Source organism: Streptomyces sp. GL_140, from assembly GCF_057834465.1.
Window position 1 is genome coordinate 270,818 of sequence record NZ_CM174404.1, and the last position, 26,331, is coordinate 297,148.

Below are 26,331 nucleotides of genomic sequence, written 5' to 3' on the forward strand. Positions count from 1 at the left end.
AGTCGCGTATTGGAACCGCCTGCATGCCCCGGGTTCAAAGATCCTCTGCCCTGGCGTCCGGCACGTTGAGCAGTGGCGACAGCGCCAGACGAAGGTCGTCGAGCTGGCGGTAGTGGAGGCGGTCATCCCGGTGGTCAGCGAGCCTCTGTCGGTCCAGGTCCCGTTCGAGCCGGGTGGTCGCGTTGGAGACCAGCGGCTGGTGATCCGTAACGGTCGGCGAGGTCGGCCGCGACTGCGAACCGCTCGCAGGCGGGCTCGCGTACGCCCCGGTGGCCTACCGCGGTGCGGGCCAGGCGATGTCGGTCTCGATGGGCTGGCCGTAGGTCACGCCGTCAAGGCCCCATCCGTACAGTTCCTGGACCTGGCTCATGAACCAGTCGGCGCCGGTCCGGGCGGTTTCAAGGCCGCGCTCGGGATCCGCCCACAGTTCCCGGATGCGGTCTTGTACCTGGTCATCGAGTTCCCAGCGGTCCAGCCGGATCCGTCCGACCTCGTCCAGGAGCAGTGGTGCGCGTCCCTCCAGCTGGTCCCACAGGTCCACGGCCTGCTCGGCGGTGGACCGGAAGCCCTGCTCGCCGAGAACGGTGTGGAGGAAGGCGGTGTAGAGGGCGATGGAGGGGATCGCGCTGGAGGCCTGGGTGACGGCGGCGCCGGCCACGACGGTGAACGCGCGGCCGTCCTTCTCCTTGAGCGCGGCCGAGGTGTTCAGGCCGCGGGCGGTCTCCTCCAGGTGTTCCTTGGCCGCGCCGATGGTTCCCTGCCGGTAGACGGGTGCGGTCACCTCGGAGCCGACGTAGGTGAGGGCCGCGGTGGTGAACTCTTCCGCGAGGAGGCCGCGGGCGGACAGGGCTTGAACCCAAAGCTCCCAGTCCTCGCCGCCCATCACCGCGACCGTCGCGCGCGTCTCGTCATCGGTTCCGGGTTCGATCCGGGCCCGGGTGACCTTCGGGTCCTTCCCGGAGAAGTCGAGCGCGGGTGCCTCGTAGGCAGCGCCGAGAGGTTTGATCGCCGAGTGGTGGACGGTGCCGGTGGCGGGGTCGGTCCGACGGGGAGCCGCGAGGCTGTAGATGAGGTAGTCGACGGGTCCGTAGTGCTGTTCCAGGGGGTCCATGACCTGCGTCTTGGCATCCGTGGAGAAGGCGTCCGTGTTCACGAAGCGCATGTCGTGGCCGGTTTCGGCGGCGAGTTCTGCGGCGGCAGCGGTGCGGTACCAGCCTGCTGTCGCGGTGCGGCGGCCGTTGTCCGGGGCCTCGTAGGCGACACCGATGCCCCGGATGGAGTGCTGGCGCAGTCCGGCCAGGAGGGTGGCGAGCCCGTAGCCGGCGGAGTGTCCCAGGATGAGCGCGACGGGCTTGCGGCCGTCGGTGCGGGCTTCAATGCCGTCCCAGGTCCGGCGTACGGTCTGTGCGGCCCCTTCGGGGTGGGAGTTGACGATGAGGAATCCGCGCTGCTTCGGCTCGATCTGGCGAGGGCTCACGATGTGTCCATTCCGCTGGGTGCGAGGCGGACGGGGAGAGCGCGCAGGTCCGCGACCACGCAGAGGCGGCCGGTCTCCTCGTCCGGGATGACGACGGGCAGCCGCTCTTCGAGCTCGGTCGGCAGCTCGGCCAGGGCCGGGCTGTCCACGCCGAAATCCTGCTCAAGGTGCCCGTCTTCGAAGATCGTATCGATGGTCGCGTCGGCGACTCATGACAAGGCTTCACGCACAATGCGGTCGGTCGTTGTGCTGTTCGTCATTGACACTGCCTGGTTGGTCAGGCTGTGAATCGCCCGGCTCCGCACTTGCCCCGAAATCGTCTGCCCCATCAACTCCCCTCTATGTAATGTCACATAGCATGATGATCTTCCGTCGCGCGGCCCTCATCGCCGCCCTGCTCGGCGTCACCGCGATCCTGCCTCCCACCGGCGCCCACGCCGCCGCATCACCCCCCTGCGGAGCCGAGGCCGCCTCGCGCGGGGCCGAGTCTTCGGCCGACCCCTCCGCCGCCCGTGACCCCGAGCAGGCGCGCCTCACCGATCCACGGACCGCCGCTTTCACAGAGCGGGCCGCGTTCGGCGAGTTCGTACGCCGCTTCCCGGCCGCGCTCTGCTCCGCGCGCGACGCCGCCGAGGCGGGCCGGCTCCTCGACGCCTGGGGTGAGTCGCTGTGGCAGGCCGCCGTGAACCGGGCGCAAGGACTCCGCCCCGGCGGGGACCTGGCGAGTGGAGACGACCGCCCGCTGTACTGGACCCGGCTGCGGATGACTGTCCAACTGGCCGACTGGAAGCCTGGGTTCGCGGTGGACCGGTCGGCCCTGCGCACCCGTTTCGAGGACGCCTCGCGGGGTCTGACCAGCAACGACTTCCGCGGCACTCCCGGCGTGCGGCGCCTGTTCGTCAGCGGATTCGACCCCTTCGGCCTGGACACCGAACTGCGCCGGGCCAACCCCTCCGGCTCCTCGGTCCTCCAGCTCAACGGACGCCGCCTCACGCTCGCCGACGGCACCCCCGTGGAGATCCGGGCCGTGGTCCTGCCCGTGCGCTACGCCGACTTCGACGCCGGGATCGTGGAGCGCGCGTACGGTCCCCGACTCGCGGCGGGTCCGCGCGCCGCCGACATGATCACGAGCATCAGCCAGGGCTATCCCGGGATCTTCACGCTGGAGGCGTGGGCAGGGCGCGCCCGGTCGGCCGACCCGTACCCGGACAATGCCGATGCGCTCTCGGGGGGCACGTACGCACACCCCGTCACGGCGCCGGGCCTCGGCCCGGGAGCGGAGTTCCTTCGGACCACCCTCCCCACCGACGCCATGACCGCTGTCCAAAGCCCGTACCCGGTGCTGCTGAACACCGCGGTCAGCGAGATCCCCGCAGGTCAGGACAGTCCGGTGGACCGCGAGGACGGGCCGACCCCCGGCTCCCGCGCCGTTGCGGGCGGAGGCGGCGGCTACCTCTCCAACGAGGTCGCCTACCGCTCCAACCGACTCCGGACGGAACTGAACCCCCGGCTGCCCGGAGGCCACCTGCACACGCCCGTGCTCACGGGGCTGCCGGCCGACCCGAACGAGCTGACCGGCGCGGCGTTCGAGCAGAACGAGAGCGCGATCTCCTCGGAGGTGCTGGAGGTGCTGCGGAACTCCGCCCCCCGCGGGATGTCCGCCCGGTAGAGCTGCATAGCCGCGTCGCGCTCGTGCGAGCGCAGGCGCAATCGCGCCGGATCAACCTCGGCAGGCCGGGTCTCTCCTGCTCTCGGAGTCGTGGGCCCCGTTCCGGGACCTGTCAGGAGGGCAGCACACAGAACTCGTGACCGTCGGGGTCGGCCATCACCACCCGGTCGACGTCCCCTTGGCCTACGTCGATGCGCGTTGCCCCGAGGGAGACGAGCCGGTCGACCTCCGCCTGCTGGTCACCGCCGGCCGGCGGAGCGAGGTCGAAGTGCAGCCGTTCCTTCCCCCTCTTCGGCATCAGGGGCGGACCACCCCATGTGACCTTCGGACCACCGTGCAGTGAACGGATCGCGGTCTCCTGGTCCTGGTCCCAGACCAGTGGCCAACCCAGTGCCCGGCTCCAGAAGTACCCGGTCTCCTGCGAGCCGTCGCCCGCCAGCGCTCCGATGAATCCGCAGTCGGCGAGGAAGCTGTTGCCGGGCTCGATGACACAGAACTCGTTGCCCTCGGGGTCGGCGAGCACCACATGCCCTTCCTCCGGGCGTTGGCCGATGTCGATGTGCCTGGCGCCGAGTTGGATGGCCCTCTCCACCACCTGCTTCTGGTCGTCGAGGGACGTGCTCGTCAGATCGAAGTGCATCTGATTCTGGCCGGTCTTCCGCTTCTGGGTCGGGAGGAAGCGGAGCCGGAACCCGGTGTCATCACTGGGAAGGAGCGTGATGCCGTCGGAGGTGTCGTCGGACGTCTCCCAGCCGAGAAAGTCCGCCCAGAAGCGCGCGAGACGGAGCGGGTCGTGCGCGTCGAAGCAGAGCGCGTGCAGGCGAGAAGTCATCCGTAGGTCTCCCGGTACGGGCAGGTGGGGTCGTGCTGGAGACTGCCCAGCCGTTGCCGCCCGGTCAAGTGGATAAGGCCCCGTTCATCCTCCAGATCCGCATCCGCGGTGCATGCGCAGAGGTCCTGGAGCGGTGCCTGGGCCCATGCCAGGCACCGCTCGTAGAAGCGCTCTAGCCGGCCTTGAGGGTGCCGCCGTCGATCACGTGGTCGGCGCCGTGGATGTTGGCGGCGCGCTCGGACAGGAGGAAGGCGACCAGGTCGGCCACCTCCTCGGGTGTGGTGATGCGTCCCGAGGCGAGGCCGAACTGGCTGGGAATGTTCGCGAGCAGTTCGCTGTGGCTGACGCCGTGGGCGTCGGCCACCTTGCCGCCGAAGCCGTTCGGGTCGGTCCACAGCGGGCTCGCGACGACGCCGGGGGAAACGGTGTTGACGCGCACGCCGCGCGGTGCGAGTTCCTCGCTGAGCCGCTTGCTGAGCTGGTTCAGGGCCGCCTTGGCCTCGGCGTAGCCGACCGGTGAACCGGCGGGCACGCGGGCGTTGATCGACGAGATGTTGACGATCGCCCCCTTGCGCTCCAGGATGCTCGGCAACGCTGCCCGGGTCGTCCAGACCGCGCTGAACAGGTTGAGGTCGAAGACGGCTTGCCACTGCTCGTCGTCCACGTCGAGGAAGCTGCCCAGGGTCAGCTTGTCCGGATCGCCCGCACCGACGTTGTTGACCAGGAAGTCGATCCCGCCGACCGCCTCGATCGCCTCCTCGACCACCCTGGTCGCCCCGTCGCGCGTGCTCAGGTCGACCGCCACGGTGGCGGCGGCGACCTTCTCCAGCTCCGGAGTGATGGTGCGTGCGGCGCCCACCACCCTGACGCCTTCCGCGGCCAGCGCCTGGGTGATGGCCAGGCCGATGCCTCGGCCCGCGCCGGTGACGATGGCGGTCTTCCCTGTGATTCCGAGGTCCATGACTCCACTTTCTTGCGATTGCAGGCTTTCTTGAACTGCAGGTCAAAAACTAGGGCGTAAAAAATGCCCCGCCAAGGGCATAACAGGTCAGAGACCCGCCAGAGCGCTGTCGATGATTCCGCGCAAAGTCGACCTGTCGAACGTCTTCGCCATGACGCGCAGTCCCACGATCGTGTTCAGGAGGAACTGCGCCTGCGCCTTGGCGTCGACCTCGGGGGCGACATCGCCGTCGCGCCGGCCCTGCTCGATGCGGGCCGTGAGGAGCTGGATGGTGTGCTCCGCCATGCGCTGCACCGCCCGGGTGGCCTCCTCGTCCCGACCGCCGAGCTCCAGCGCGGTGTTGGCGCCGAGGCAGCCACGCCGGACGGGCCCGTTCAGGTCCGTGTCCACCAGGAGGGCCAGGTAGTCACGGATGCACTCCTTGGTGGCGCCGGGCCGCGCGAGGAGCTCCTCGGTCATCTCGGAGCCGACGCGATCGTAGAGCTCGAGGGCCTTGCCAAACAGCTCGCGCTTGGATCCGAAGGCGTGGTACAGGCTGCCCTTGGCCACCCCGGTGGCCTCGGCGAGGTCGGCGGGGGAGGTTCCTGCGTAGCCGTTGGTCCAGAACACTTCCATCGCCTGTGCGATGACCGCGTCCGGTTCGAAGCTTTTCGGCCTGCCCATGACGTCAAGCTATCGATTCTTGACCCACAGGTCAAGAATTCAAGTACCGATCGGCTCGGCGCCGCACCGACCTACTTGGCGCCGAGGCCGGCGTCGGAGACCTCGGGCTTGCCCGTCGCCTTGAGCACCTTGTTCAGGATCCGCAGGTCGTAGATGCCGTTCAGATCGGGCTGCTCGATGAACTTGGCCTTGACCGCGTGGTCGGCCTGCTTCTTCAGCGTCGCGGCCAGCGGGTCGTCGGTGACCGAGAGGCTCGGCCACGCCGGGTCGATGACCTCCGCGTCGAGAGGCTTACCGGTGTCCGCCGCGAGCTTGGTGTTCGCGGAGGCCTTCGCCTGGTCCTGATGGGCGTGGATCCACCCGTTCGTCTTCACCGTGCCGCGCAGAACGGCCTCGACCACGTCCGGGTGCTCCTTGAGGAACTTCTGCGACACGACGATGTTCGTGATCACGAACTTGTTCTCCGGCCACAGGAAGCCCTCGTCGAGAAGGACCTTGCCGCCCTCGGTGACGAGCTTGGAGGCGGTGGGCTCGGGGACCCAGGCGCCGTCGATGGAGCCCTGCTTGAACGCGTCCGGGGTGACCTTGTTGTCGGTGCGCACGACGGAGACGTCGCCCTTGCCGGACTCGGGATCGACCTTCCAGCCCTTCTCCGCGATCCAGCTGAGGAACGCGACGTCCTGGGTGTTCCCCTTCTGCGGGGTGGCGATCTTCTTGCCCTTGAGGTCGTCCAGGGTCTTGATCCTGTCCGGGTTGACGACCAGCTTGACGCCGCCGGAGGCGGATCCGGAGATGATCCGCAGGTTGGAGCCCTTGGACTTGACGTAGCCGTTGATCGACGGGGAGGGGCCGATGAACCCGATGTCGAGAGAACCGCCGTTGAGGGCTTCGATCTCGGAGGGTCCGGCGTTGAAGGTCTGCGGCTTGACCGTGGTGCCGCCCAGCTCCTTCTGGATCAGCCCCTCCTGCAGACCCACCAGCGCCGTGGCGTGAGTCAGGTTCGGGAAGTAACCGATACGGACCTCCGAAGCCGACAACGGCTTTCCGACCTCGGCGGCGAGGTGCGTTTTGCCGTCCTCCTTCTTCGCCTCAATACGGTAGCCGCAGGCCGTGAGCAGGAGAGGAAGCGCCGTTGCTACGGCGATGGGTCGCAGGGTGGTGAGCGGTCTGGCGGCAGACACGAAGGTGTCCCTTCACGGGATGGGCGTTCGGGAAGGCGGAGAGACAGCCGATGCGACGTCATCGGCACGCACGGCACCCACTCCCAGCCGCAGGTGATGGAACGCCGCAGCGGGCCGAGAAGTGGAAAGGTCTCGCGGAGACCCGCGGAGTGGGCGTCGAGCCGCTGCACATCGCAGGCCGCGCGCGAAGGTTGCGCGGGGCGGCGAGGTCCGCCGAAGGGGTGCCCGGCCGACGGAAACCGGGCAGGCGAAGCGCACGACGGCCCACTGCGGGTGGAGCCGGGCCCTACGGATGACGTCAGGCAGACTGACAGATGGCGCTGGACGTGCGAACCAGGTCGATGTGCCGACGGGAAGTAAGAGGGGTGAGCAGACGGCGTGCATGGTGCGGTGTTCGCACGGCCATCTCACAACTCCCTAGTTTTCCGACCTGGTTGATAGGAATACTGGCAGACGGGAGCCGCCCGCCCAAGAGCTTGCCCACATGATGGACGAGCGCACGCAGCCGCACGAACACGCGTGAGTGGCCGGGCGGCCCGGATTCCCGGCCCCAGCCGATGGTTTCGAACGCCTGCGGGTGTCGGATCTCCTACTGGCCTAGGGCGAGTTCGGCCCGGCCCGGGCCGGGAGTCGCCGTTCGCGCGGGCTGGTTCTTCAGCATCTGACCGGATGCCCTCATCACAGCCTGTGCGGGTGGCTCCCCAAGTGCCACGTCCCAGATCCAAGGGTCCTGGATCGGGCGAGGCATCTGCGCGGTGGTCGTATCAGTCGGATGCGATACGGGCGAGCAAAGCGTGGATCTCGCCGACGCGGAGGTGCGCTGGATGGAGGTACCGCTCGCATGTGGCAGCGCCCGCGCGGCCTCTGCCTTCGCCTGGTCGTGGCGACCCAGAGCATGCAGGGCCACGGCCGTGGCGAGCTCCGGTTCCCCGCTGGCGAAAGCCGTTGCGTGGGAGGTTCGACGGCTGCATCATCGCCCGATGGACGACACTCCGAGCCGGATCCCGGCCTCTTTGCCAGGCCTGCGTGCCGCGGCGCGCGAGCAGGGCTTCACCATGTCCTGTGAGGAGCGCACCGGCAGCATGCTGGCCCTCCTTGCGGCGGCGCGACCCGGCGGCCGCTTCCTCGAACTCGGCACGGGTGTGGGCGAAGGCTCCGCGTGGCTCCTGAGCGGGATGGACAGCGCCTCTCGTCTGGTCACAGTCGAACTGGACGAGCCTGTGCAGAGGGTCGCCCGCGAGCAGTTGCGGTCGGATTCACGGGTGACCTTCGTGACCGCAGACGGCGGGGAATGGCTGCAGAACTACGGCGGAGAACCATTCGATCTGGTGTTCGCGGATACCTGGCCCGGAAAGTTCACGCACCTGGAGCGGGCCCTGGAACTCGTGGCCCCCGGCGGAACGTACTTGATCGACGATCTCCTCGCGCAGCCCGGTTGGCCAGAGGGCCGCGGTGCATCGGTCGAACGTCTGCTGAGTGACTTGGAGCAACGAGAGGACTTCCGCTCCGTCCGTATCGCCTGGGCGACTGGGCTTCTCATGGCGGTACGGTCAGCCTCCGACGCCAACCGCAGAGCCTGAGCAGGCGATCTTCGTCACCTTGCTGCAGCGCGCCAGGCAGCCGTGCCCCCCTCCTCATCCATGTCCATCCGGAAGTGGACTTTTACGTGCTTGTCACTGATGTTCGTCACCGCGCCATCGTGCACGCCCTGTCCATGGGCCCGGACGTGGGCGAGCCGACGGACGATGTCAGCGGGTCTGGACGGTGGCGCAGGTGAACGTCGTGTCCTGGAGCAGCTCGGGAGTGATGGCGATGCCGGTGAGGTGTTCCGCCAGGGCGAACGCTGCAGGTGAGGAAAGGTCCATCTCGGATTCCGGTGCTTCGCCGTCGACGTAGAAGCCGATGCGAGTCATGACGTTGAGCAGTTCGTCGGGGGTGGTGCCCCAGCGGTCTTCGGGGAACATGGGGTCGAAGCAGAGTCGCAGGGACTGGTCCTCGGCCCAGAGGAACGTGCCGACGGCGTTGACGTTGAGGAAATGAGAGATCCAGCTCGCGCCGGCGGAGGCCGGCAATGCTCGCTCTTCGGTGACCCCGAGGTAGCCGTTGGGCTCGATCAGCAGGATCCAATCACCGACGGTCGTCATGGCCACCAGCTGACGGTCACCATCCTCCAGGTCGTAACGGGCGAAGGCGGCGTCGACGACCGCAGCTATGCCCTGCAAGGGAGCCTCCGGTCGGCCATCCAGGCGGGATACCAGTTCAGCGGGCGACAGGCCCCGCACGAGGGTGAAGCAGTAGGCCTCGGAAAGGTCTGGAAAGTCGTTCTCGAACCACACGTAGTCCATCCCGGTCTTCGTCATGCCACCCATCTTTGCTCCTGTCACTGACAGTGGCAGTGGCAGTGGCAGCCGTTGGGGACCTGTCCGGGCGTCTGAGTATCCGCACTCATGCCGTCGGGCCGTTGACGGGCAAGGATGGGCGGGTCCCTGACCTCGACTCATCGGAGGCGTTTGATGCGTCCGACGCACCCGGCTCGTGCGCTGCCTGCACATCCGTACGGTTCGCCGGCGGCGTCCGCGCGGCGTCGCCCGCACGGCGGCTGGTACGCCGTACCGGCAGTCATGACGATCGGCGCACTGCTGTTGTCCCTCTACGGCCTCCTCTGGGGCCTGATGGCGAGGGCGGGCAAGCACATCGTGTGCGATTCGACCACGAGCTGCGCCGCGTCCCCGTACGAGGCGGGATACACCTCCTCCGGCTGGCCCACCTGGACCTTCCTCGTGGCCGGGACGCTGTTCGCCCTGGCGCTCCTGGTGTGCACGGGACTGCTCGCGGCCCGCCGCAGCAGGCCCTCGGAAGTGACGGCATGAACGACAGCCTTGGTCAGACGGAGACCGCCTTGCCCGTCAACCGACCGGCCCGGATCAGCGCGTACACCGCAATGAGCGGCGTCGCACTGCTGATGAGTTTCCTGACCCTCTACGGATGGATGCTTCCGCAACTCACCTTGACCGGGGCAGTGGTGTGCGGACTGCTCGCCGTGGTCACCGGCCACGTGGGACGCACACGTCGGCGACGACACGGGCGGGGCACGGCGCTGCTCGGCATCATCGGCGGCCGGCTGGTGCTCCTCACCTGCGCGGCGCTCACGACCGTGGTCCTCGCCGTTTTCGGCGGACTCTCGGCGGCTGTCCTGACCGGGAGTTGATCGATCCGACCGTACGCGTACGCCTTGCTCGGTTTCGGGAGAGGGAGGCCATCACGCCTCTTCCCCGAGTCGTGATGGCTGGTCAGCCACACCTTCACGGAGCCCCGTTGTCAGTGGTGGCGGTTAGGTTCGAGGTGTTGCAAAGGGTGTCTTCGACGGGAGTGGACGATGATCGAGAGCAGTCTTCAGCCCACGCTGAGGGTGGTGCTGACAGACGTGAACGAGCGTGTCGTGGAGGCATGGCGGGCGGCCTTCGCGGATACCCCCGGCATCGAGATCCGCAGGGGCTCGATCCTCGACGAGGACGTCGATGCCTGGGTCACCCCGACGAACTCCCGAGGCCGGATGGACGGCGGGGTCGACGCCGTCATCAAGCGCCACCTCGGATCCGGCATCCAGCTACGTGTACAGCGCGCGATCCGCGACCGGTTCGCCGGATCCCTCCCGGTGGGCAGCGCGGTCTGCGTCCCGTCGGGAGCAACCGCCCCCCGATACCTGATATCGACGCCGACCATGGTGCGGTCCTCGCAGAACGTGAGTGCCACGTTGAACGTGGCACTGGCCTGCGCCGCAGCGTTCCAAGCCGTACACCGGCAGAACCAGCAGGCGCCGGGCAGCATCCGCTCCGTGGCGCTGGTCGGTATGGGCGCGCAGACGGGTCGGGTCCCGGCCAGGGTGTGCACCAATCTGATGTGGACCGGCTACACGCTCTTCCAGGACCACTGGTTCGAGGATGACGACGAGTTGCGCACCACGATCATCACTCAGCTCAACGGCATAGAGAACGCCCCCGTCGAGGAACGTGTGCGCATCGTGCCGCCGAAGGCCGCTGAGCCTGTCGTTGCCGACCACCTCCCCGGCCACCCCGTCGACCACCCCGCCGGCCATGTCCATCCCTCGACCACGACGACCGGGAGCCCCTCCCCCGTGACCGATGCGGGCACCGGCGCGGACGACGGCGCGGAGCCGACCCAGCCCAACGCGAAGGACCCACTGGTCCTCACCGAACTATTCGACGGTGGCGGGGAGCCCTGGCTTCCGCTCCTGAAGCCCGTGATCGAGGCACTGCCGGACGCCGCACGGTTCATCGGGAAGGGCCGCAGCCCTGAGATCGTCCCCGTCCGCGAGCTGACCTTCCAGGCGCTCAAGCCCAATCCGCCACACAAGTGGAAGGTCGTCGCCTTCGGCCAGAACCCCTACCCGCGGCCGGAAAGCGCGACCGGCATAGCCATGTTCGACAACACCTTCAACGACTGGAAGGACAGCCAGTTCGGCAGGGTCATCAGCATCCGCTGCATCATCAAGGCGGCAGCGATGTGGAAGTACGGCATCGCCAAGAAGACGCCCATCGCCGACATTCGCGCGTTGCTCAAGGAGCGGGACACCGTCCAGCCGCCGGAGTGGTTCCAGGCGATGCTCACGCAGGGCGTGCTGTTGCTGAACGCCTCCCTCACGGCCAGCGGGGACGGGGCGATGGGCGCCGACCAGCACACGGCGTTCTGGCGGCCCGTCGCCGAACGGATCGTCGAGGAGATCCTCAAGGCCAAGCAGGACGCCGACGATGAGGACCGCGGAGTCGTGTTCGCCTGGTGGGGTGCGCACGCCCGTAGTTTGAAGGGGGTCGTCCTACGGCTGCAGGAGAAGTACCCGGACGTCGAGGTCCGGCACATAGACCACACGAACCCGGCAGCGCAGGGAGACATCTTCTGCGAGGGCGATCACTTCGCCATGGTGAACGAGGCCCTCGCCTCGCTGGGTACCGATGTGATCGACTGGCTGCCGAGCAAGGGGTGGAACGCGGGGGCGGCCGGCGCGGACGGTGGTGTGGCGGCGCGCATGGGCACCTTCATCGAGTCGACGATGAACCTGCACCAGCTGTACCTGGAGAGGCTCACCAGCGTCAAGGACGAGGGCCTGGTCCTCCCCGCGATCACCGGCGTGTTCGATACGCCGCTGATGGATTTCCAGGACGCCGTCGCACCGGTCGCCGAAACGCTGTCCGGGCTCGCCGGACACATCGTCCGGTCACGCGATTTCGGCAAACGGCGTGCGGACGAGACGTCCGGCGGTCTGTCCGGCGGTCTGTCCGCCGACGCGATAGCCGCGCTGTACCTCTACACCTGCGAGTCCGCCTTCTACCGCGAGATCAACGCGGTCCTTCGATCCGCGGACCGCACCAGGGTCACGCCCTACCTGCCGTACCTGCGGCTGCTCTTCTCCGCGGTGTCGGGGCTACCCGCGCACACGCAGCCCCTGTGGCGCGGTGTGTCGCTGGACCTGCGGGCGCAGTACCCGGTGGGCCAGACGGTCACCTGGTGGGGCGTCTCGTCGTGCACCTCCGAGCTGAAGGTGGCCCGGTCCTTCCTGGGGAGCCGCGGCAAGCGGACGCTCTTCGAGGTGACGCCCGCCCACGCCGTCGGGATCAGGGGCTTCTCCGCCTTCACCGGCGAGGAGGAGTACATCCTCACGCCGGGCACTCAGCTCAAGGTGACGGACGTGAAGAGCGAACGCGGCGGACTGTGCACGGTCAAGCTGACCGAGGTGGACGCAGCTCCGATGGTGTCCTGACCGCCTCTTCGGGCAACGCGCCTGCAGGCCAACCGCGCCACCACCTCGGTCAGCCCGGCAAGGCACTGACGGATCCCGACGCGGCACTTTGACGACAGGGCCTAGGGTCCCTCGTCGTAGGCTCCTGCCTCGACCTCGAGGGCGAGTTCTTGGAGGACCTCGATGGCGGTGACGTCCGTACGCCCGTGATCGTGGGCGATCGCGAGGCTGGTGAACGCCAGGCTGAATCCGGAAACCATCGTGTGCAGGGCCGGGCCCAGGGCCTCGGCTACCAGGGCCGCCACCTGCTGGGGAGTGGAGTCGGCCGGGACGCTGATCGACGGCAGCATCTCGTTCAGGAGCGTCGTGGCCACCCGGGCCGTCGTCGCTCCGCGCGCCGGGTCGTCGCCGTCTGCGCCGCCGTCGTCCTCCTGCCCGGTCTCGACGGCCCGCCGGATGTCCTGGGCCTCGGTGAGGATGCCGATCACTCGCTTGAGTACCTCTGCGCGTTCCACCCATGGAGGGTAGCCGGGGCCCCCGTCCCAGGCCAGGTGCCCCAAAGCCTGGGGCTCGGGCGCACATGTGATCGGAAGCCGCGCCCCACAGCTCCGCACCGTGGCCGGGCCTGCGGTCGGGGGACGGGCGACCCCGAAGTCTCCACCTCTTCCTACTGCACCGTGACGACTCCCTCCGGCTCGGCGTCCACCACGGCCACGCGACGGGTGCCTCGCACCTGACGGGGGTGCCGTGCGGAGCGGAGAGGGCCGTGAACATGTCTCCTCATGTGACGAGCCCGCCGCTAGGATCGGCCGCCGTCACCGGTCAACTGGGGGTTTGGTCTGACGGTTCTGGCCGGGATAGTGGCGTTTCTTGGACTCCTGTTTCTGGTCGTGGCCGGAGTGTTCGAGCTGGAGGCCTGGGGGGCCTGGCGCCGGCATCGGCTGGTCTCGCGCACACCGCTGCAGCCGATCGCGCAGTGGCGGGCCGGAGCCCGCAGACAGGCCGTCGAGGGACTCCTGGCGCCCGGTCCCGGTGGTCCGCTGATCGCGCCGTTCTCCGGCGAGGCCTGTGTCTGGTACCACGCGGAACTGCTGGCGACCGTGGATCCGGGCGACCAGGGCGGGCAGACCACCCACGTGGTGTGGCAGATCACCTCGGCGCTGCCGGCCCTCCGGGACGGTACGGGCGCCCTCCTGGTCGATTCGTCGCTCCTGCGGGACGAGCAGGTGAGCGACCTCGTGGTCGAGGACTCGAGGCTGCGCGAATCCTGGGACGGGCAGGCCAGTCGATTCTTCTCCGCCTGGAAGAATCTCCCGCCCCAGGTACGGGCCTCTCCGGCTACACCCACTACAGGCGGCTCCCCTGCCGGGAATTCGACTTCTCGGAGCGGCTCGTACGGGAAGGCGCACCCCTCACGATCGTCGGCGGCACCGCGATCCCCACCGCCGCGGGCCTGACGGTCACGAAGCGCCGGATGGCCACGACGATCGTCAACCCGCTGCCCCGCACCGACCTGCTCGCCGATCTCCACCGCACCCAAAGGGAGGAACGGGGATACGTCATCAGATTCGCCCTGGCCGGCGTGGCGCTCATGGCCGTGGGCATCCCCCTGGCGATCATCACGGGGTCGTCGGAGCAGTGATCCTTCCCGGTTGTGCCCGAACCGTTTGACAGCAACCCCCTGACTGCAAACTTCCAGGTACTGGGGCACATCAATCGCGCGGCTAGGGTTGCCGCCGTGGAACCGCAGCGAGAAGGCGACGGTGGCCACGCTGCTGCCCTCGATCTCGACCGACTGGTTGCTGCTGGCCGATCGAGGCTTCTACCTCTGATCTTGGCCAGTGCTCTGCCCTGCCGGTCCTGAAGGTCCTGTCCGACGGTACGTATCTGTCGGCCCTTGTTGATCCCCCCCTGCGCGGCCGCCAGCGGGAAGAGCCACTGAACGTCGTGAAATCCGGCGCGAAGCCGGACCCGGCCGCCGCCCATGTGGTGCGGATCGTCGAGTACGACGTCCCTGACCGCGACGGCGGAGAACTGGTCCAATAGCCCGGACCTGGTCCACCAGGAGATCTGGGCCTACCTGCTGGTCCACTACGCGATCAACTCCCTGATCTACCAGGCCGCAACCGGCGCCGACATCGACCCGGACCGGATCAGTTTCCTCAGAACCCTCAAAATCGTCCGCCGCACCGCCACCGGGGCGGCGGTCTTCCCCTCCTGAGCACTGGGAAGCGATCACGGCGGATGCCCTCGCCACGCTTGCCGCGCGCCGAAACTGCAACCCAGCGCGCCGCCACCGCCCCTACCCACGCGTCGTCAAGCGCACCCGTCCCGGAGCTTCGGCGATCCTGTACGGGCGGGTAGGTCCTGGCGGTGAGTCAAGCCCTCGTGAGAGCATCAAGGTTCAATGGCCCGTCTCCTTTCGTTGTGCTTCGCAGCGCACATGAAGGAGTGCGGGCTGTTGCCGTGTCCACGATTTTGAATACTCCACCAAGGTTCGCGAATGGCAGGTACCGTTTGATGTGCAGAGAAGAGCTGACGGAAGCCTGCATCGAGGACGCGAGCAACACCTTGGTTGCGCCTCCAATCTTGCAAGACAGCGATCTGATCAGGGACTTCTTCGGGTCCACCGTCACACCGGAGGACCTTGCTTCCGGTTCGATCAATCTCGCACAGAAGACCGTCTACCTGTGTGGCGACATATCCAGGATCAGCCGCAGCCAAATCCATGCCGCTGCCCGGGTATTCGTCATCCGCGAGCTGTCACACGGCTACCACGAGGACGTCGACAATCCTTGGACCCTCGTCGATGCCGGCCGGGTTCCCATCCTCGTACACGGCGTCGGCGTGTACTACCGCCGCTTCTTCGAACTCGACGCCGACCACTTCGAGCGGATCCGTTCGGAGCACGCGTTCCAGTCCCTGACCGAGTCCACCAAGCCTGGAACAGCCCATCGCAGCGGCATCTACCTGACGCCCGTCACGCAAATCAGCGGCGAACTGCATTTCCGCCTACTCCGGTGTTCCACGAATTTCTCCGGGCCAACCGAAACCTTCCGCCCGACCGACACGCACATCGTTGAGGCTCTGAACCACGAGGCCGCCTCCGTCTTCCGGAACCAGGCATCGCTGAATCATGTCCTCGCTCAGATCTACCACAACGCCCTGGCCACGGCAGAGCGCAAGCAGTCCAAGGCAAAGATCTCGTCCCATGCCGACAAGACCAAAGACATGCCCGTCAACGGGATCATGGCCTTCTGCACCTTCTACGACCGGCTCGAAAAACTGCAACCTCTGGACGAAGACGCCTTCGACTACGGCGTGAAGGGTGCCAGCGGGCTGACGAAGCTCCACTTCCGCCTCAAGGAGGCGTCCGAAGAACGCGATGGGGTTGCGCTCCCCCAGCAGTTCACGGTGACCCTTTACCCCGGCTCCGTTTTCTTCATGCCGCTGTCCACCAACCGCCTGTATGCGCACGAGATCCGCCCCTCAACGTTGGACGCCGAATTGCTCCCGACCCGCCTGGGATACGTGGTGCGTTGCTCGAGCGCCGAGGCCGTTCACAAGGACGGCCAAACGTTCCTGAAGGTGGCCGGAGATCTGGTGAAGCTGGGGCCACCCACAACGGACGGCATGGACGAGCTGCGCAGGTTGTATGCCGAGGAGAACAGGACCTCGTCCTTCATTGACTACGGCGACAAATTTGACTTCAGCATGAACACGGGAGACTACGTTGCCCCCCGAATCTAGGATCTCGGATGAGATCCTCTCGTACTCTTTGCCCACCGAGGAGAATCTCTTCGCCGAGTTGTCCGCGTCGGCTCTTTTGGAAGACGTAGGAAAAGGCCGACGAGGCGCCGTGCTCAGCAGGATCGACGAGGCGCACGGTGTACCCCTCGTACGCACCACCACTCGGTACAACAGCCCGACGCAGCGTTTCCGGTCAGTGCACGAACGGCTGGCGCGACGCATTCAAGAACGCGCGGCGCTTCCGGTGGAGCTCAACAACGCCCTCATCGAGAGCTACACGAACGCTTACACCACCATGGGCAGCCATTCCGACCAAGCCCTCGATCTGGCCAACGGGTCGTATATCGCCGTATTCTCCTGCTACCAACATCCCGAAGCGGGCCAGCCAAGGAAGCTGATCTTCGAATCAAAGGGTTCCGGTGGCGCCAAGAAGGGTTCCGGTGGCGCCAAGTTCGAGATCCCCCTCGCCCACAACAGTGTCGTCGTGTTCTCCGTCGACTCGAATCGGCGACTCAAGCACAAAATCATATTGGACGCGCCTGGCCGGACGGTGGACAACCAATGGCTGGGTGTGACATTTCGAACCTCGAAAACCTTCGTCAGGTTTCGCGACGGAAACGCATACCTTCCACAGGATGTGCGTCTGACGTCGGGCGACGACGAGCAGAGGCATGAGTTTTATCAACTACGGCGCCGCGAGAACAACGAAACGGACTTCATCTACCCCCCGCTGACTTACACCATAAGCGAAAGCGATCTGATGCCGCCTGTCTGAAATTCGCTGAGGCTGCTTTGATCACGACGTCCGAACCGTCCTGGATGAGTCGCCGTCACGACAGCTTCGTTTGATAGCCTGCAGAGATGAGCGAAGTATTGGACGAGGGGCCGTTCTTTCACGGCACAAGGGCGGAGCTGAAGGTCGGGGATCACCTCACCGCCGGCTTCCGTTCCAACTACCGGCCCGAAATCGTGATGAACCACATCTACTTCACCGCATTGCGCGACGGCGCGGGACTCGCCGCCGAACTCGCCGCTGGCGACGGGGCCCCGCGGGTGTATCTCGTCGAACCGACCGGGGAGTTCGAGAACGACCCGAACGTCACCGACAAGAAGTTCCCCGGCAATCCCACACGCTCCTACCGCAGCAGGGGACCACTCCGGATCGTCGCTGAGGTCACCGACTGGACGCGACAGACACCCGAAGCTCTCCAGATGTGGCGAGAGCGGCTGGCCGCGATCCATCTGGATGAGCGCGCCGAAATCATCAACTAGCGGGCGGCGGCGCGGCGCGTCAGGGGGTTCTCGGGGCGGCGTTACCGTGGGGAAGGTGACGGGAAGCGACGCCGACCGGCGGTGGTCCGAGTCCATGCCGGCGGCTTACGAGCAGTACCTGGTGCCAGTGCTCTTCCGGCCCTTCGCCGAGGACCTGGCTGCCCGGGCAGCGGCGCTCCGGCCTCGGCGGATCCTCGAACTGGCTGCGGGTACCGGTGTTTTGACGTCCCTCCTGCTCGCGGCGGCGCCGTCGGCCGAGGTGACTGCCACGGACCTGAACGGGGCGATGGTCGCCTTCGGGGCGTCACGGGCCCCGGGCGCGGTGTGGCGGCAGGCCGACGCGCAGCGGCTGCCGTTCCCGGACGGAGGCTTCGATCTGGTGGTCTGCCAGTTCGGTGTGATGTTCTTCCCCGACCGGGTCGCGGCCTTCACCGAGGTCCGCCGGGTGCTGGCCCCTGGCGGCCGGTTCTTGTTCAACACCTGGGGTCCGCTCGGGTCGCACGCCTTCGACGCCGCGGTGCAGGCAGGGCTGGAGCGGGCCTTTCCGGTCGACTCTCCGCAGTTCCTCCCAACGGTCCCGCACGGCTATGCCGACCCCGCAGTGGTGGCCGCCGACCTGGTGGCAGCGGGGTTCGGTGTCGAGGAGGAGCAGGAGCTGACGTTGGAGGGCCGGGCCGCGTCGGCGGCCGACGTCGCCATCGGGTTCCTCACCGGGACGCCGGTGCGTGCAGCTGTCGAGGAGCGCGGCGGCGGGCCGTCCGTCCGGGCCACCGTCATCGAGGAGGTGACGGCCCGTCTGGGTGCGGGGCCGGTTGCCGCGCCGATGACGGCGTACGTCTTCCTCGGCGCGGCCTGAACGCGCGGTACGCCCGCGCCGGGGAGGACCTGAGCGGACCTCGACACCGACCGCGGACGGGCCGGCCTTCTCACCCGGGTGGGGGCGTGGGGTCAGTCAGCGGTCGAGGTCGATCGTGAAGCGCCTGGTGCCCGGGGCGATCGTGTCGGCGTGGACCGAGCGGAAGACGGTCCGATCGCCCTGGGCGGGGGCTCCGCCGGGGTTGACGGGGAAACGCGTCTGCTGCGCGAGTCGGCCGGTGAGTGTGATGACCCGGTCCTTGCCCCTGTCGAGGGCGGAATCGGTGTCCATCGCGGCGGCCGCGACGGAGGCGCAGGCGAGAAGGGTGACCAGCGCGGTGGCCGTGCCGAGAGGGGCTGCTCTGATGGGGCGCACCATGTGACTCCCGAGGATCGATACTCATGGATGGTCGGATGACGAAACTGTCATCCGATTTCCTTCATAACCTCGGATCCGTGACCGCCCCGGAACGTCCCGGCACGACCCACCGGAAGATCCGACCGATCAGACCAACCCCGGACGGGATCATGGCCGGATCCTCGCGGATTGCGCCAGGGTCCCCGGAACGCATCGCCGAAGGTCCCTCAGCGGGCGCCGCCCGTGGCCTACGATCTCGGCGGACGGTCGCGTTCCGTGATCGCCGCTCACCCCGCACTCGTGGAGGTCAACCGTGTCCCGGACGGCCAGAGGAAGCCGCAGTCGCCGCAACAGCCTCCGTATCCGCGTCGCGGCCTCAGCCGCCGCGGCGGGTGCGTTCCTCCTCTCGGGATGCTCCTCGGGCGGCGACGGCCCGGGTGAGGCGGCCGGCGGAGTGCCGGTCGTCGAGAAGGGCAAGCTGACGACCTGCACCCACCTGCCGTACCCGCCATTCCAGTTCGAGAAGGACGGCAAGGTCGTCGGTTTCGATGTGGCCCTGGTCGACCTGGTGGCGAGCCGTCTCAAGGTCGAGCAGAAGATCCTCGACACGCCCTTCGAGAACTTCAAGACCGGGGCCTTCCTGAACTCCGGCGAGTGCGACCTCGCGGCGGCCGGCATGACGATCACCGACGAGCGCAAGAAGAACGTCGACTTCTCCGTGCCCTACTTCGACGCCACCCAGGCGCTGCTCGTGACCAAGAAGAGCGGCGTCACCTCGCTGGCCGATCTCAAGGCGAAGTCGAAGAAGCTGGGCGCGCAGGCCGAGACCACCGGCGAGAGCTACGCCAAGGGCCAGGGGTTCGACCCCGTCGCCTTCGAGAGCTCCGACGCGGTGATCAACGGACTGCGCACCGGTCAGGTCGACGCCGTCGTCATCGACTACCCGGTCGTCCAGGGCTGGCTCAAGGACCCCAAGAACGCGGCCGAGTTCGCCCTCGCGCAGAACATCGACACGGGCGAGAAGTACGGCTTCTCGGTGAAGAAGGGCAACACCGCGCTCGTGGCCGCGATCGACAAGGCGATCACCGACGCCAAGGCCGACGGCACCTACAAGAAGATCTACGAGCAGTGGATCGGCCCGCTGCCCCAGGCCGCGCCGTGACCTCTCGGCTGACCCGCCGTCAGCGTCGGCGCGTTTCGCAGGGCGTGCAGTACGCGCTCTTCGGTGCCGTGCTGGTGCTGATCGGCGTGACCGCCGACTGGGGCCGGCTGCAGAACCAGTTCGCCCAGAAGGACCTGGCGCTGCGGCTCTTCCCGGAGATCATCACCACGGCCCTGCGCAACACGGTGGTCTACACGATGTCGGGGTTCCTCCTCGGCCTGGTCCTCGGCCTGGTCGTCGCCATGATGCGGCTGTCCTCGGTGGCCCCCTACCGGTGGGTCGCCGGCGTCTACATCGAACTGTTCCGGGGCCTCCCGGCCCTGCTGATCTTCATCTTCGTCGGCGTGGCGGTGCCACTGGCGTTCCCCGGTACCGCGATCCCCGGCGGCACGTACGGCAAGGTCGCACTCGGCCTCGGCCTGGTGGCCGCCGCCTACATGGCGGAAACGATTCGGGCCGGCATCCAGGCGGTCCCCAAGGGGCAGTTGGAAGCGGCCCGCTCGCTGGGCTTCTCTCACGCCCGCGCCATGGTCTCGATCGTCATTCCACAGGCCTTCCGCATCGTCATCCCGCCGCTCACGAACGAACTGGTCCTGCTGTTCAAGGACTCCTCGCTCGTCCTGTTCCTCGGTGTGACATTGCAGGAGCGGGAACTGACCAAGTTCGGACGGGACCTCGCCAGTCAGAGCGCCAACTCCACCCCGATCCTGGTCGCGGGCCTGTGCTACCTCCTGGTGACCGTGCCGCTGAGCTTCGTGGTGCGCCGGCTGGAAGCCCGCGCGGCCAAGGCCACGTGAGGACGAGATGCCACAGGAGACGGAAGCGGTGGACGCGATGGCCACGGACGGCCCGGAGATCGAGATCCGCGGACTGCACAAGTCCTTCGGCGACAACCACGTGCTTCGCGGCATCGACTTGGAGATCGCGCGGGGCGAGGTGGTGTGTGTCATCGGGCCGTCCGGCTCGGGCAAGTCGACGCTACTGCGCTGCGTGAACCTACTGGAGGAACCCAGCGAGGGACGGGTCTTCGTCGGAGGCACCGAGGTCACCGACCTGGACGTGGACATCGACGCCGTACGCCGCCGCATCGGCATGGTCTTCCAGCAGTTCAACCTCTTCCCTCACGTAACCGTCGCGGAGAACCTCACCCTGCCCCAGCGCCGGGTCCTGCGCAGGGACAAGACCAGCGCCGCGGCCGTGGCCCGCGAGAACCTCGCACGCGTCGGCCTCTCCGACAAGGCCGCGGCCTTCCCCGCCCAGCTGTCCGGCGGCCAGCAGCAACGGGTGGCGATCGCCAGAGCCCTGTCCATGGGACCGGAGGTGATGCTCTTCGACGAGCCGACCTCGGCGCTCGATCCCGAACTGGTCGGCGAGGTGCTGGCGGTGATGAGGGTCCTGGCGAGCGAGGGCATGACGATGATGGTCGTCACCCACGAGATGAGCTTCGCCCGCAAGGTCGCGGATCGGGTCGTGTTCATGGACGGGGGTGTGATCGTCGAGCAGGGTCCGGCGGCGCAGGTGATCGGCGATCCCCGGCAGGAACGGACCAGGAGCTTCCTCGACCGCATCCTGGACCCGGCGGCGGCCGAGCCGCCCCGAGCCGAGGGCGAGGGCTAGGGCGAGGGCACGCGGCCGGGCGAGGACGTCTGAATCCTGCCGGGCCCCGGAGCGGCCTCCGCTCCGCGCGCCAGGACGGCGGACGGCAAACCCGGCCCACCTGCGGCGCCGCCGTGCCCATGGGGCAGGATGGCAGCCCGTTCCGGATGCGCACGCGCGTCCGAACGTGGCTTCCCGCACGACGAACTGACAGGTGACAAGGTGACGACACACCTCATACGGCGGGCGGCAGCTCCCGCCGCCGCTTCTCCGGTCCGGCGAGGGGCGGAGGTCGTCCGTTGACCCGGGATCTCGTCCTGCACGACTGGCTGGTCGCCGGCATCGCGCTCGCCGCGGGCGCCCTGGCCGGTCTCCTCCTGCGTGCCCTCGTACGGTGGCTGGGCAAGCACGCGCTGCGGACACGGTGGAGCGGGGACGACATCATCGTCGAAGGGCTGCGCACCTTCGCGCCGGGAGCGGCCGTCATCGGGGGTGCCGCCGTGGCCGCCTCGACCCTTCCCCTCACTGCGCGCCTCTCCGGCTGGGTGACCCACTCACTGACCGCCCTGCTGATCCTCATGGCCACGCTCGGCGCGGCCCGGGTCGTCGCGGGTCTCGTCCAGTCCGTGGCCCAGACACGGACCGGAGTGGCAGGATCGGCCACCATCTTCGTCAACATCACGCGGGGCGTGGTGCTCGCGATGGGCCTGCTCGTCGCTCTCGAAACCGTGGGCGTGTCCATCGCGCCCCTGCTCACCGCCCTCAGGGTGGGCGGTCTGGCGGTCGCGCTGGCCCTGCAGGACACCCTCGCCAACCTCTTCGCCGGCGTCCACATCCTCGCCTCGAAGACGGTGCAGCCCGGTGACTACATCCGCCTCACGAGCGGTGAGGAGGGCTACGTCGTCGACATCAACTGGCGCAACACCGTGGTCCGAAACCTGTCGAACAACCTCGTGATCATCCCCAACGGGCGGCTCGCGCGGACGAACATGACCAACTTCACTCAGCCCGAGCAGCAGTTGTCGATCCTCGTCCAGGTGGGAGTGGGCTACGAGAGCGACCTGGAGCACGTCGAGCGGGTGACTCTCGACGTGGTCGACGGGGTGATGGCCGACATCAACGGCGCGGTGCCCGACCATGAAGGGGCCGTCCGCTTCCACACGTTCGCGGACTCCAGGATCGGCTTCACGGTGATCCTGGGCGTCGGCGAGTTCAGCGACCAGTACCGGATCAAGCACGAGTTCATCAAGCGGCTGCACCGGCGGTTCCGGGAAGAGGGCATCTCGATCCCCGCCCCCACGCGGACCGTTACGCTCCACCAGGACGAAGCCCTGCCCGCACCGCCGACGCCGTTCCCGCACCAGCGCGAGGCTCCGCCCTCGGCACTGGCGGACAACGGGCGGTAGCGGGAGCCGGATTCCGGCGGGCCGGACAGGGCAGGAGTGTCGGCGTCGGCGGACATAATGCGGCAGTGGACCTGAGACCGGAGTTGTTGCCACCGCCCGTGAGTCAGCAGCGGCTGGACGAGCTGTGCGCCGAGGTGGAGCGGATCGCTGAGCTGCTGGAAGCCCGTCCGGAGGGAGCAGGTCAGGCGATCGAGGCCTTCAACGCGATGACCGGTCACGGCTACGTGGCCCTCGACTTCGCCGAGTACGACGGAAGCAGGAGCCTGGAGGAGTTCGCGAGGGAGGCGGCCCGGCCGGCCCTCCCCGTGATCGCGGACATCACTCGGGACGAGCTCGTCGAGATCGTCCGCAGACTCCTGACGGCCGACCCGGAGAGCGTCTACTATCTGCGGCTCCTGGAGGCGAACGTGTCGCATCCCCGGGTGAGTGACCTGGTATTCCGCCCCTCCGACAACCTTCAGGACTCATCTGCGGAGCAGATCATCAATGAGGCTCTGGAGTACCGACCGATCGCGCTCTGAGCTGTGCGGGAAAGTCGGCCGGTCGTGGCCTGTCGCGTGGCGCGGCCGGGGCGTCGCCTCGCGTCCGCGGCCCGCGGCGGGGACCTCGATGGCGTCGATCCGGAAATTGCGGAAACCAGAACGCTTCTCGATGCGACCACTTGGGAGAGCTCGCCGGACCACGGCGTCCGGCCCATCGCCATCCGCATCAGGAAGTGACGCAATGACGGAGAAGACCTACCAGGTGACCGGCATGTCCTGTGGCCACTGCGCCGGCCGCATCACGAAAGAAGTATCCGCTGTTCCCGGGGTGAGCCGCGTCTTCGTGGATCTCGGGGCGAAGGCCGTCACGGTCGAAGCCGTGCGTCTCGACGACGGTCTGATTCGTCAGGTGATCGTCGAAGCGGGCTACGGCGTCACCGACGCTCCCTGATCCAGGTCGTCGGCGGAAGTCCGCGAACCGATGGGCGATCCTCGGGAACCCGGGGCGTCCGCTGTCCGACTACTGCGGCGTGGGCGACGGTTGGGCATCCTCTCGCGCTCCCGCTGCTACGTAAGGATCGAGGTGGGTGCAATGGGCGGGTTGGATGTGCACATGCGCCAAGTGGCCTGCCGGCACGGCCGCGTGGAGGCGGTCGCCGAGGTGGATCTGGAGATCGCGGCCGGCGAGCGCGTGGCGCTGACCGGGACCAACGGTTCGGGCAAGACCACGCTCCTGCGTGCCGTGCTGGGTCTCCACCGGCAGGTGACGGGCTCGATCACGGTCGGTGGACGGGGCACCGGCTCGCCGGCGGAGTGGGCGTGGCGGCGCAGGGCCTGTGCCTGGATCCCGCAGAAGCCCGCGGCGGGCCGGTTCCCGCTGCTCGGCTCCGAGTTGCTGGCCAGCAGCACCGCTCCCGCGGACGCCGCCGAGGCGGCGGACCGGCTCGGTGTCGCGGAGCTGACCGGGCGCCCCCTGCACACCCTCTCCGGCGGCCAGTTGCAGCGCATGTACCTGGCCAGGGCGATCGGATGCGTCGCCGCCGGAGCCCAGGTGCTGTTGGCGGACGAGCCGACCGCCGCCCTCGACTTCGACGGACAGGACGAGGCTGCGGACGTCCTGACCTCCCTGCCGGTGACGCTGGTGGTGGTGACCCACGACCGCACCCTGGCCGAGCGGTGCGACCGGGTGCTGGAGATGGCGGCCGGGCGTCTGCGGGAAGTCCGGCGATGACGGCGATGACAGAGAACCTCGCCACGGCCGATCTTGGCACCCTCCTGCAGCTGGTCCCCGTGCAGCGGGCCGGAATCGCCCTGCTGCTCGCGCCGGTCGGACTGCCGGTCGTCGGGGTGGTCATCGTCGGGCTCGACATCATGCCGGTGCGCTTCGCGATGATGCACGTCGCGCTGTTCGGGATCGCGGTCGGCCTGCTGACCGGTCTCGACCCGATGCTGTGCGCGCTCGTAGCCTGCGCCGTCGCCGGTGCGGGCGTCGCCCCGCTCGCCCGCACCCCGGACGGGCTTTCCGGCGCGATGGGGCTGCTGATGAGCCTGGCGATCGCGGCCGCGCTGCTGCTCCTCGCGGTGACGGGGGTCAACGCCTCCGGTGCCTTCGCCCTGCTCTGGGGGTCGATCCTGTCGGTCGGAACGCCGGATCTGATCGTGCTCGGCGTACTCGCCGTCTCCGTACCGGGCCTGTTCTGGTGGCGGCGGCGCGAGATCGGCCTGCTGCTCTACGACCGCGAACTCGCCCAGTGTTCGGGCGTACCGGTGCGGGCGCTGACCGCGGCCCTCCTCGTACTGGTCGCCGTCGCGGTCGCCGGGGCGATCAAGCTGACCGGCGCGCTCCTGGTCGACGCCCTGACCCTGCTGCCCGCGCTCGCGGCCCGTCGCCTGGGCAGCTCATTGAAGTCGATCACGCTCTGGGCCATCGGCATCGGTGTCTTCGTCAACCTGACGGGGTTCCTGCTGGCGCTGTGGCTGGACTGGCCGCCCGGCCCGGTCCTCGTCCTGACGGCGGGGGCGCTCGTCCTCGCCGTGCACTTCATACCCGAACGGAGAATCAGCTCATGGCGCGCACCCGCGTCCGCACCATTTCCCTCCTCGCACTGAGCACGACTCTGCTCCTGACCGCCGCCTGCGGGAACGACGCGTCGACCGACGCGGGAACGGACGGCCGCGACGGCACGCACCCGCACGGCGGGAAGCCCGTCGTGGTCGTGACCACCACCTGGGAAGGCGCTTTCGCCAAGGCCGCCGGCGCCGAGGACATCAAGGTCATCGTCCCGCGGTCCGTGCATCACGCACCCGACTACGACCCGAAGCCCTCCGACCTCGCCGCCGTCGCCAAGGCCGACTTCGTGCTCTACGCGCCGTTCGAACCGTACGCGGCGAAGATCAAGGAAGCCGCGGGCTCCAAGGCGAAGCTGGTCGAGGTGAGCCTCGACAACGACCCCGACAAGGTCAAGGCCGAGGTCGACAAGCTGGGTGCGCTCTTCGGTACGGCGGACGCCGCCACGAGGTGGAAGAGCGTCTTCGACTCGGAGTACGCGAAGCTGAACAAGGACGTCCAGGCCGCCTGGCCCGGTGGCAAGAGCCCCTCCGTCGTGACGCAGGTCTTCACCGTCTGGGCCGCGAAGCTCGCGGGCGCCACCCCCGTGGGTACCTACGGGCCCGAGGCCGTCACCCCGGCGCAGCTCGCCGAGCTGTCCGCGAAGAAGCCGGCGTTCGTCCTGGACAACGCCCACATGTCGACGGGCACCGTGCTCCCGGACTCCGGCGCGAAGCAGCTGCAGATCGTCAACTACCCGAGTGAGGGCCTCGACCTGCTGCCCGTCTACCGCAACGCGGCGGCCGAGCTCAAGAAGGCCATGGCCTCGTGATCCAGGCGTCGCGGGGCATGCCGTAGCACCGTG

General features: G+C 68.1%; 31 protein-coding genes. 21 read left to right on the plus strand and 10 right to left on the minus strand.

What is annotated here, in order from left to right; translation table 11 throughout:
- Positions 1-274: 274 nt before the first annotated feature.
- Both AC3IYJ_RS01370 and AC3IYJ_RS01375 read right to left on the minus strand, forming a co-directional pair.
- Positions 275-1,477: an enoyl-[acyl-carrier-protein] reductase FabV gene (locus AC3IYJ_RS01370; RefSeq protein WP_489399487.1), complete on the minus strand. Its 1,203-nt coding sequence runs from the start codon at positions 1,475-1,477 to the stop codon at positions 275-277.
- Positions 1,474-1,626, minus strand: a complete 153-nt coding sequence (locus AC3IYJ_RS01375; RefSeq protein WP_489399488.1) for a hypothetical protein — start codon at positions 1,624-1,626, stop codon at positions 1,474-1,476. Before AC3IYJ_RS01375 ends, AC3IYJ_RS01370 begins: the two co-directional genes overlap by 4 nt.
- A gap of 209 nt (positions 1,627-1,835) precedes the next feature.
- On the opposite strand from AC3IYJ_RS01375, the gene AC3IYJ_RS01380 reads away from it, so the two are divergent.
- Entirely contained in the window at positions 1,836-3,146 is a 1,311-nt protein-coding gene (locus AC3IYJ_RS01380) for a pyroglutamyl peptidase (protein ID WP_489399489.1), read from the plus strand.
- Positions 3,147-3,258: 112 nt separating this feature from the next.
- On the opposite strand, the gene AC3IYJ_RS01385 is transcribed toward AC3IYJ_RS01380, so the two are convergent.
- The 5 genes from AC3IYJ_RS01385 to AC3IYJ_RS01405 form a co-directional block, all read right to left on the minus strand.
- Positions 3,259-3,978 (minus strand): VOC family protein, encoded by a 720-nt coding sequence (locus AC3IYJ_RS01385; RefSeq protein WP_489399490.1) that lies wholly within the window; start codon positions 3,976-3,978, stop codon positions 3,259-3,261.
- A 172-nt stretch (positions 3,979-4,150) separates the two neighbouring features.
- On the minus strand, positions 4,151-4,939 hold the full coding sequence (locus AC3IYJ_RS01390) for an SDR family NAD(P)-dependent oxidoreductase (protein WP_489399491.1): 789 nt from the start codon (positions 4,937-4,939) through the stop codon (positions 4,151-4,153).
- Positions 4,940-5,026: 87 nt separating this feature from the next.
- A complete protein-coding gene (locus AC3IYJ_RS01395) occupies positions 5,027-5,602 on the minus strand; it encodes a TetR/AcrR family transcriptional regulator (RefSeq protein ID WP_489399492.1) in 576 nt (191 codons plus the stop codon).
- Between the two features lie 71 nt (positions 5,603-5,673).
- Positions 5,674-6,783 carry an ABC transporter substrate-binding protein gene (locus tag AC3IYJ_RS01400; protein WP_489399493.1) on the minus strand — a complete coding sequence of 370 codons (1,110 nt, stop codon included), beginning with the start codon at positions 6,781-6,783 and terminating at the stop codon, positions 5,674-5,676.
- A gap of 298 nt (positions 6,784-7,081) precedes the next feature.
- The gene (locus AC3IYJ_RS01405; protein WP_489399494.1) at positions 7,082-7,189 is read right to left on the minus strand and encodes a putative leader peptide; all 108 of its coding nucleotides are present in this window, start codon (positions 7,187-7,189) and stop codon (positions 7,082-7,084) included.
- 574 nt (positions 7,190-7,763) lie between these two features.
- Between AC3IYJ_RS01405 and AC3IYJ_RS01410 the strand changes: the two genes are divergently transcribed.
- The gene (locus AC3IYJ_RS01410; protein WP_489399495.1) at positions 7,764-8,363 is read left to right on the plus strand and encodes an O-methyltransferase; all 600 of its coding nucleotides are present in this window, start codon (positions 7,764-7,766) and stop codon (positions 8,361-8,363) included.
- A gap of 168 nt (positions 8,364-8,531) precedes the next feature.
- Here AC3IYJ_RS01410 and AC3IYJ_RS01415 read toward each other — a convergent pair whose 3' ends face one another.
- Positions 8,532-9,143: a DUF6461 domain-containing protein gene (locus tag AC3IYJ_RS01415; RefSeq protein WP_489399496.1), complete on the minus strand. Its 612-nt coding sequence runs from the start codon at positions 9,141-9,143 to the stop codon at positions 8,532-8,534.
- Positions 9,144-9,404: 261 nt separating this feature from the next.
- On the opposite strand from AC3IYJ_RS01415, the gene AC3IYJ_RS01420 reads away from it, so the two are divergent.
- The 3 genes from AC3IYJ_RS01420 (at position 9,405) to AC3IYJ_RS01430 (ending at position 12,559) form a co-directional block, all read left to right on the plus strand.
- Entirely contained in the window at positions 9,405-9,653 is a 249-nt protein-coding gene (locus AC3IYJ_RS01420) for a hypothetical protein (protein ID WP_489399497.1), read from the plus strand.
- Positions 9,650-9,991 (plus strand): hypothetical protein, encoded by a 342-nt coding sequence (locus tag AC3IYJ_RS01425; protein ID WP_489399498.1) that lies wholly within the window; start codon positions 9,650-9,652, stop codon positions 9,989-9,991. Before AC3IYJ_RS01420 ends, AC3IYJ_RS01425 begins: the two co-directional genes overlap by 4 nt.
- Positions 9,992-10,159: 168 nt before the next feature.
- Complete coding sequence (locus AC3IYJ_RS01430; protein WP_489399499.1) at positions 10,160-12,559, plus strand: ADP-ribosyltransferase domain-containing protein; 2,400 nt, start codon at positions 10,160-10,162, stop codon at positions 12,557-12,559.
- Positions 12,560-12,660: 101 nt separating this feature from the next.
- Here the strand turns inward: AC3IYJ_RS01430 and AC3IYJ_RS01435 are convergent, their stop codons facing one another.
- Positions 12,661-13,053: a hypothetical protein gene (locus tag AC3IYJ_RS01435; protein ID WP_489399500.1), complete on the minus strand. Its 393-nt coding sequence runs from the start codon at positions 13,051-13,053 to the stop codon at positions 12,661-12,663.
- Positions 13,054-13,428: 375 nt separating this feature from the next.
- Here AC3IYJ_RS01435 and AC3IYJ_RS01440 point away from each other — a divergent pair, with 375 nt between their 5' ends.
- From AC3IYJ_RS01440 to AC3IYJ_RS01470, 7 genes are all read left to right on the plus strand, one after another.
- Positions 13,429-13,995 carry a hypothetical protein gene (locus AC3IYJ_RS01440; protein ID WP_489399501.1) on the plus strand — a complete coding sequence of 189 codons (567 nt, stop codon included), beginning with the start codon at positions 13,429-13,431 and terminating at the stop codon, positions 13,993-13,995.
- Positions 13,996-14,012: 17 nt separating this feature from the next.
- Positions 14,013-14,180 (plus strand): hypothetical protein, encoded by a 168-nt coding sequence (locus tag AC3IYJ_RS01445; protein WP_489399502.1) that lies wholly within the window; start codon positions 14,013-14,015, stop codon positions 14,178-14,180.
- 342 nt (positions 14,181-14,522) lie between these two features.
- Positions 14,523-14,759: a hypothetical protein gene (locus AC3IYJ_RS01450; RefSeq protein WP_489399503.1), complete on the plus strand. Its 237-nt coding sequence runs from the start codon at positions 14,523-14,525 to the stop codon at positions 14,757-14,759.
- 299 nt (positions 14,760-15,058) lie between these two features.
- Positions 15,059-16,288: a hypothetical protein gene (locus AC3IYJ_RS01455; protein WP_489399504.1), complete on the plus strand. Its 1,230-nt coding sequence runs from the start codon at positions 15,059-15,061 to the stop codon at positions 16,286-16,288.
- A complete protein-coding gene (locus AC3IYJ_RS01460; RefSeq protein WP_489399505.1) occupies positions 16,272-17,063 on the plus strand; it encodes an alpha-ketoglutarate-dependent dioxygenase AlkB in 792 nt (263 codons plus the stop codon). The genes AC3IYJ_RS01455 and AC3IYJ_RS01460 overlap by 17 nt, the downstream gene beginning before the upstream one ends.
- An 86-nt stretch (positions 17,064-17,149) precedes the next feature.
- Positions 17,150-17,560 carry an NAD(+)--rifampin ADP-ribosyltransferase gene (gene arr / locus AC3IYJ_RS01465; protein ID WP_489399506.1) on the plus strand — a complete coding sequence of 137 codons (411 nt, stop codon included), beginning with the start codon at positions 17,150-17,152 and terminating at the stop codon, positions 17,558-17,560.
- Between the two features lie 94 nt (positions 17,561-17,654).
- Positions 17,655-18,416 carry a class I SAM-dependent methyltransferase gene (locus AC3IYJ_RS01470; protein WP_489402650.1) on the plus strand — a complete coding sequence of 254 codons (762 nt, stop codon included), beginning with the start codon at positions 17,655-17,657 and terminating at the stop codon, positions 18,414-18,416.
- A 96-nt stretch (positions 18,417-18,512) separates the two neighbouring features.
- Here AC3IYJ_RS01470 and AC3IYJ_RS01475 read toward each other — a convergent pair whose 3' ends face one another.
- Entirely contained in the window at positions 18,513-18,794 is a 282-nt protein-coding gene (locus tag AC3IYJ_RS01475; RefSeq protein WP_489399507.1) for a hypothetical protein, read from the minus strand.
- Positions 18,795-19,086: 292 nt separating this feature from the next.
- Here AC3IYJ_RS01475 and AC3IYJ_RS01480 point away from each other — a divergent pair, with 292 nt between their 5' ends.
- The 9 genes from AC3IYJ_RS01480 to AC3IYJ_RS01520 all read left to right on the plus strand — a co-directional run bounded on the left by AC3IYJ_RS01480 (position 19,087) and on the right by AC3IYJ_RS01520 (position 26,298).
- Positions 19,087-19,935 carry an ABC transporter substrate-binding protein gene (locus AC3IYJ_RS01480; protein ID WP_489399508.1) on the plus strand — a complete coding sequence of 283 codons (849 nt, stop codon included), beginning with the start codon at positions 19,087-19,089 and terminating at the stop codon, positions 19,933-19,935.
- The gene (locus AC3IYJ_RS01485; protein WP_489399509.1) at positions 19,932-20,732 is read left to right on the plus strand and encodes an amino acid ABC transporter permease; all 801 of its coding nucleotides are present in this window, start codon (positions 19,932-19,934) and stop codon (positions 20,730-20,732) included. The genes AC3IYJ_RS01480 and AC3IYJ_RS01485 overlap by 4 nt, the downstream gene beginning before the upstream one ends.
- A gap of 7 nt (positions 20,733-20,739) precedes the next feature.
- Positions 20,740-21,552 carry an amino acid ABC transporter ATP-binding protein gene (locus tag AC3IYJ_RS01490; protein ID WP_489399510.1) on the plus strand — a complete coding sequence of 271 codons (813 nt, stop codon included), beginning with the start codon at positions 20,740-20,742 and terminating at the stop codon, positions 21,550-21,552.
- A gap of 278 nt (positions 21,553-21,830) precedes the next feature.
- Positions 21,831-22,937, plus strand: coding sequence for a mechanosensitive ion channel family protein (locus AC3IYJ_RS01495; protein ID WP_489399511.1), 1,107 nt, complete (start codon positions 21,831-21,833; stop codon positions 22,935-22,937).
- A 65-nt stretch (positions 22,938-23,002) separates the two neighbouring features.
- The gene (locus AC3IYJ_RS01500; protein ID WP_489399512.1) at positions 23,003-23,458 is read left to right on the plus strand and encodes a bacteriocin immunity protein; all 456 of its coding nucleotides are present in this window, start codon (positions 23,003-23,005) and stop codon (positions 23,456-23,458) included.
- Positions 23,459-23,660: 202 nt separating this feature from the next.
- Positions 23,661-23,870 (plus strand): heavy-metal-associated domain-containing protein, encoded by a 210-nt coding sequence (locus tag AC3IYJ_RS01505; protein WP_489399513.1) that lies wholly within the window; start codon positions 23,661-23,663, stop codon positions 23,868-23,870.
- A 141-nt stretch (positions 23,871-24,011) separates the two neighbouring features.
- Positions 24,012-24,650, plus strand: a complete 639-nt coding sequence (locus tag AC3IYJ_RS01510) for an ATP-binding cassette domain-containing protein (protein WP_489399514.1) — start codon at positions 24,012-24,014, stop codon at positions 24,648-24,650.
- Complete coding sequence (locus AC3IYJ_RS01515) at positions 24,647-25,528, plus strand: metal ABC transporter permease (RefSeq protein ID WP_489399515.1); 882 nt, start codon at positions 24,647-24,649, stop codon at positions 25,526-25,528. The genes AC3IYJ_RS01510 and AC3IYJ_RS01515 overlap by 4 nt, the downstream gene beginning before the upstream one ends.
- Entirely contained in the window at positions 25,486-26,298 is an 813-nt protein-coding gene (locus tag AC3IYJ_RS01520; RefSeq protein WP_489399516.1) for a metal ABC transporter solute-binding protein, Zn/Mn family, read from the plus strand. The genes AC3IYJ_RS01515 and AC3IYJ_RS01520 overlap by 43 nt, the downstream gene beginning before the upstream one ends.
- Positions 26,299-26,331 lie beyond the last annotated feature (33 nt).

Coding starts and splice junctions, on each gene's coding strand:
- AC3IYJ_RS01380 (WP_489399489.1), top strand. CDS start 1,836: ATGATGATCTTCCGTCGCGCGGCCCTCATCGCCGCCCTGCTCGGCGTC.
- AC3IYJ_RS01385 (WP_489399490.1), bottom strand. CDS start 3,978: ATGACTTCTCGCCTGCACGCGCTCTGCTTCGACGCGCACGACCCGCTC.
- AC3IYJ_RS01390 (WP_489399491.1), bottom strand. CDS start 4,939: ATGGACCTCGGAATCACAGGGAAGACCGCCATCGTCACCGGCGCGGGC.
- AC3IYJ_RS01395 (WP_489399492.1), bottom strand. CDS start 5,602: ATGGGCAGGCCGAAAAGCTTCGAACCGGACGCGGTCATCGCACAGGCG.
- AC3IYJ_RS01405 (WP_489399494.1), bottom strand. CDS start 7,189: ATGGCCGTGCGAACACCGCACCATGCACGCCGTCTGCTCACCCCTCTT.
- AC3IYJ_RS01410 (WP_489399495.1), top strand. CDS start 7,764: ATGGACGACACTCCGAGCCGGATCCCGGCCTCTTTGCCAGGCCTGCGT.
- AC3IYJ_RS01415 (WP_489399496.1), bottom strand. CDS start 9,143: ATGACGAAGACCGGGATGGACTACGTGTGGTTCGAGAACGACTTTCCA.
- AC3IYJ_RS01420 (WP_489399497.1), top strand. CDS start 9,405: ATGACGATCGGCGCACTGCTGTTGTCCCTCTACGGCCTCCTCTGGGGC.
- AC3IYJ_RS01425 (WP_489399498.1), top strand. CDS start 9,650: ATGAACGACAGCCTTGGTCAGACGGAGACCGCCTTGCCCGTCAACCGA.
- AC3IYJ_RS01430 (WP_489399499.1), top strand. CDS start 10,160: ATGATCGAGAGCAGTCTTCAGCCCACGCTGAGGGTGGTGCTGACAGAC.
- AC3IYJ_RS01445 (WP_489399502.1), top strand. CDS start 14,013: ATGGCCACGACGATCGTCAACCCGCTGCCCCGCACCGACCTGCTCGCC.
- AC3IYJ_RS01450 (WP_489399503.1), top strand. CDS start 14,523: ATGTGGTGCGGATCGTCGAGTACGACGTCCCTGACCGCGACGGCGGAG.
- AC3IYJ_RS01455 (WP_489399504.1), top strand. CDS start 15,059: ATGTGCAGAGAAGAGCTGACGGAAGCCTGCATCGAGGACGCGAGCAAC.
- arr (WP_489399506.1), top strand. CDS start 17,150: ATGAGCGAAGTATTGGACGAGGGGCCGTTCTTTCACGGCACAAGGGCG.
- AC3IYJ_RS01470 (WP_489402650.1), top strand. CDS start 17,655: ATGCCGGCGGCTTACGAGCAGTACCTGGTGCCAGTGCTCTTCCGGCCC.
- AC3IYJ_RS01475 (WP_489399507.1), bottom strand. CDS start 18,794: ATGGTGCGCCCCATCAGAGCAGCCCCTCTCGGCACGGCCACCGCGCTG.
- AC3IYJ_RS01490 (WP_489399510.1), top strand. CDS start 20,740: ATGCCACAGGAGACGGAAGCGGTGGACGCGATGGCCACGGACGGCCCG.
- AC3IYJ_RS01505 (WP_489399513.1), top strand. CDS start 23,661: ATGACGGAGAAGACCTACCAGGTGACCGGCATGTCCTGTGGCCACTGC.
- AC3IYJ_RS01510 (WP_489399514.1), top strand. CDS start 24,012: ATGGGCGGGTTGGATGTGCACATGCGCCAAGTGGCCTGCCGGCACGGC.
- AC3IYJ_RS01515 (WP_489399515.1), top strand. CDS start 24,647: ATGACGGCGATGACAGAGAACCTCGCCACGGCCGATCTTGGCACCCTC.
- AC3IYJ_RS01520 (WP_489399516.1), top strand. CDS start 25,486: ATGGCGCGCACCCGCGTCCGCACCATTTCCCTCCTCGCACTGAGCACG.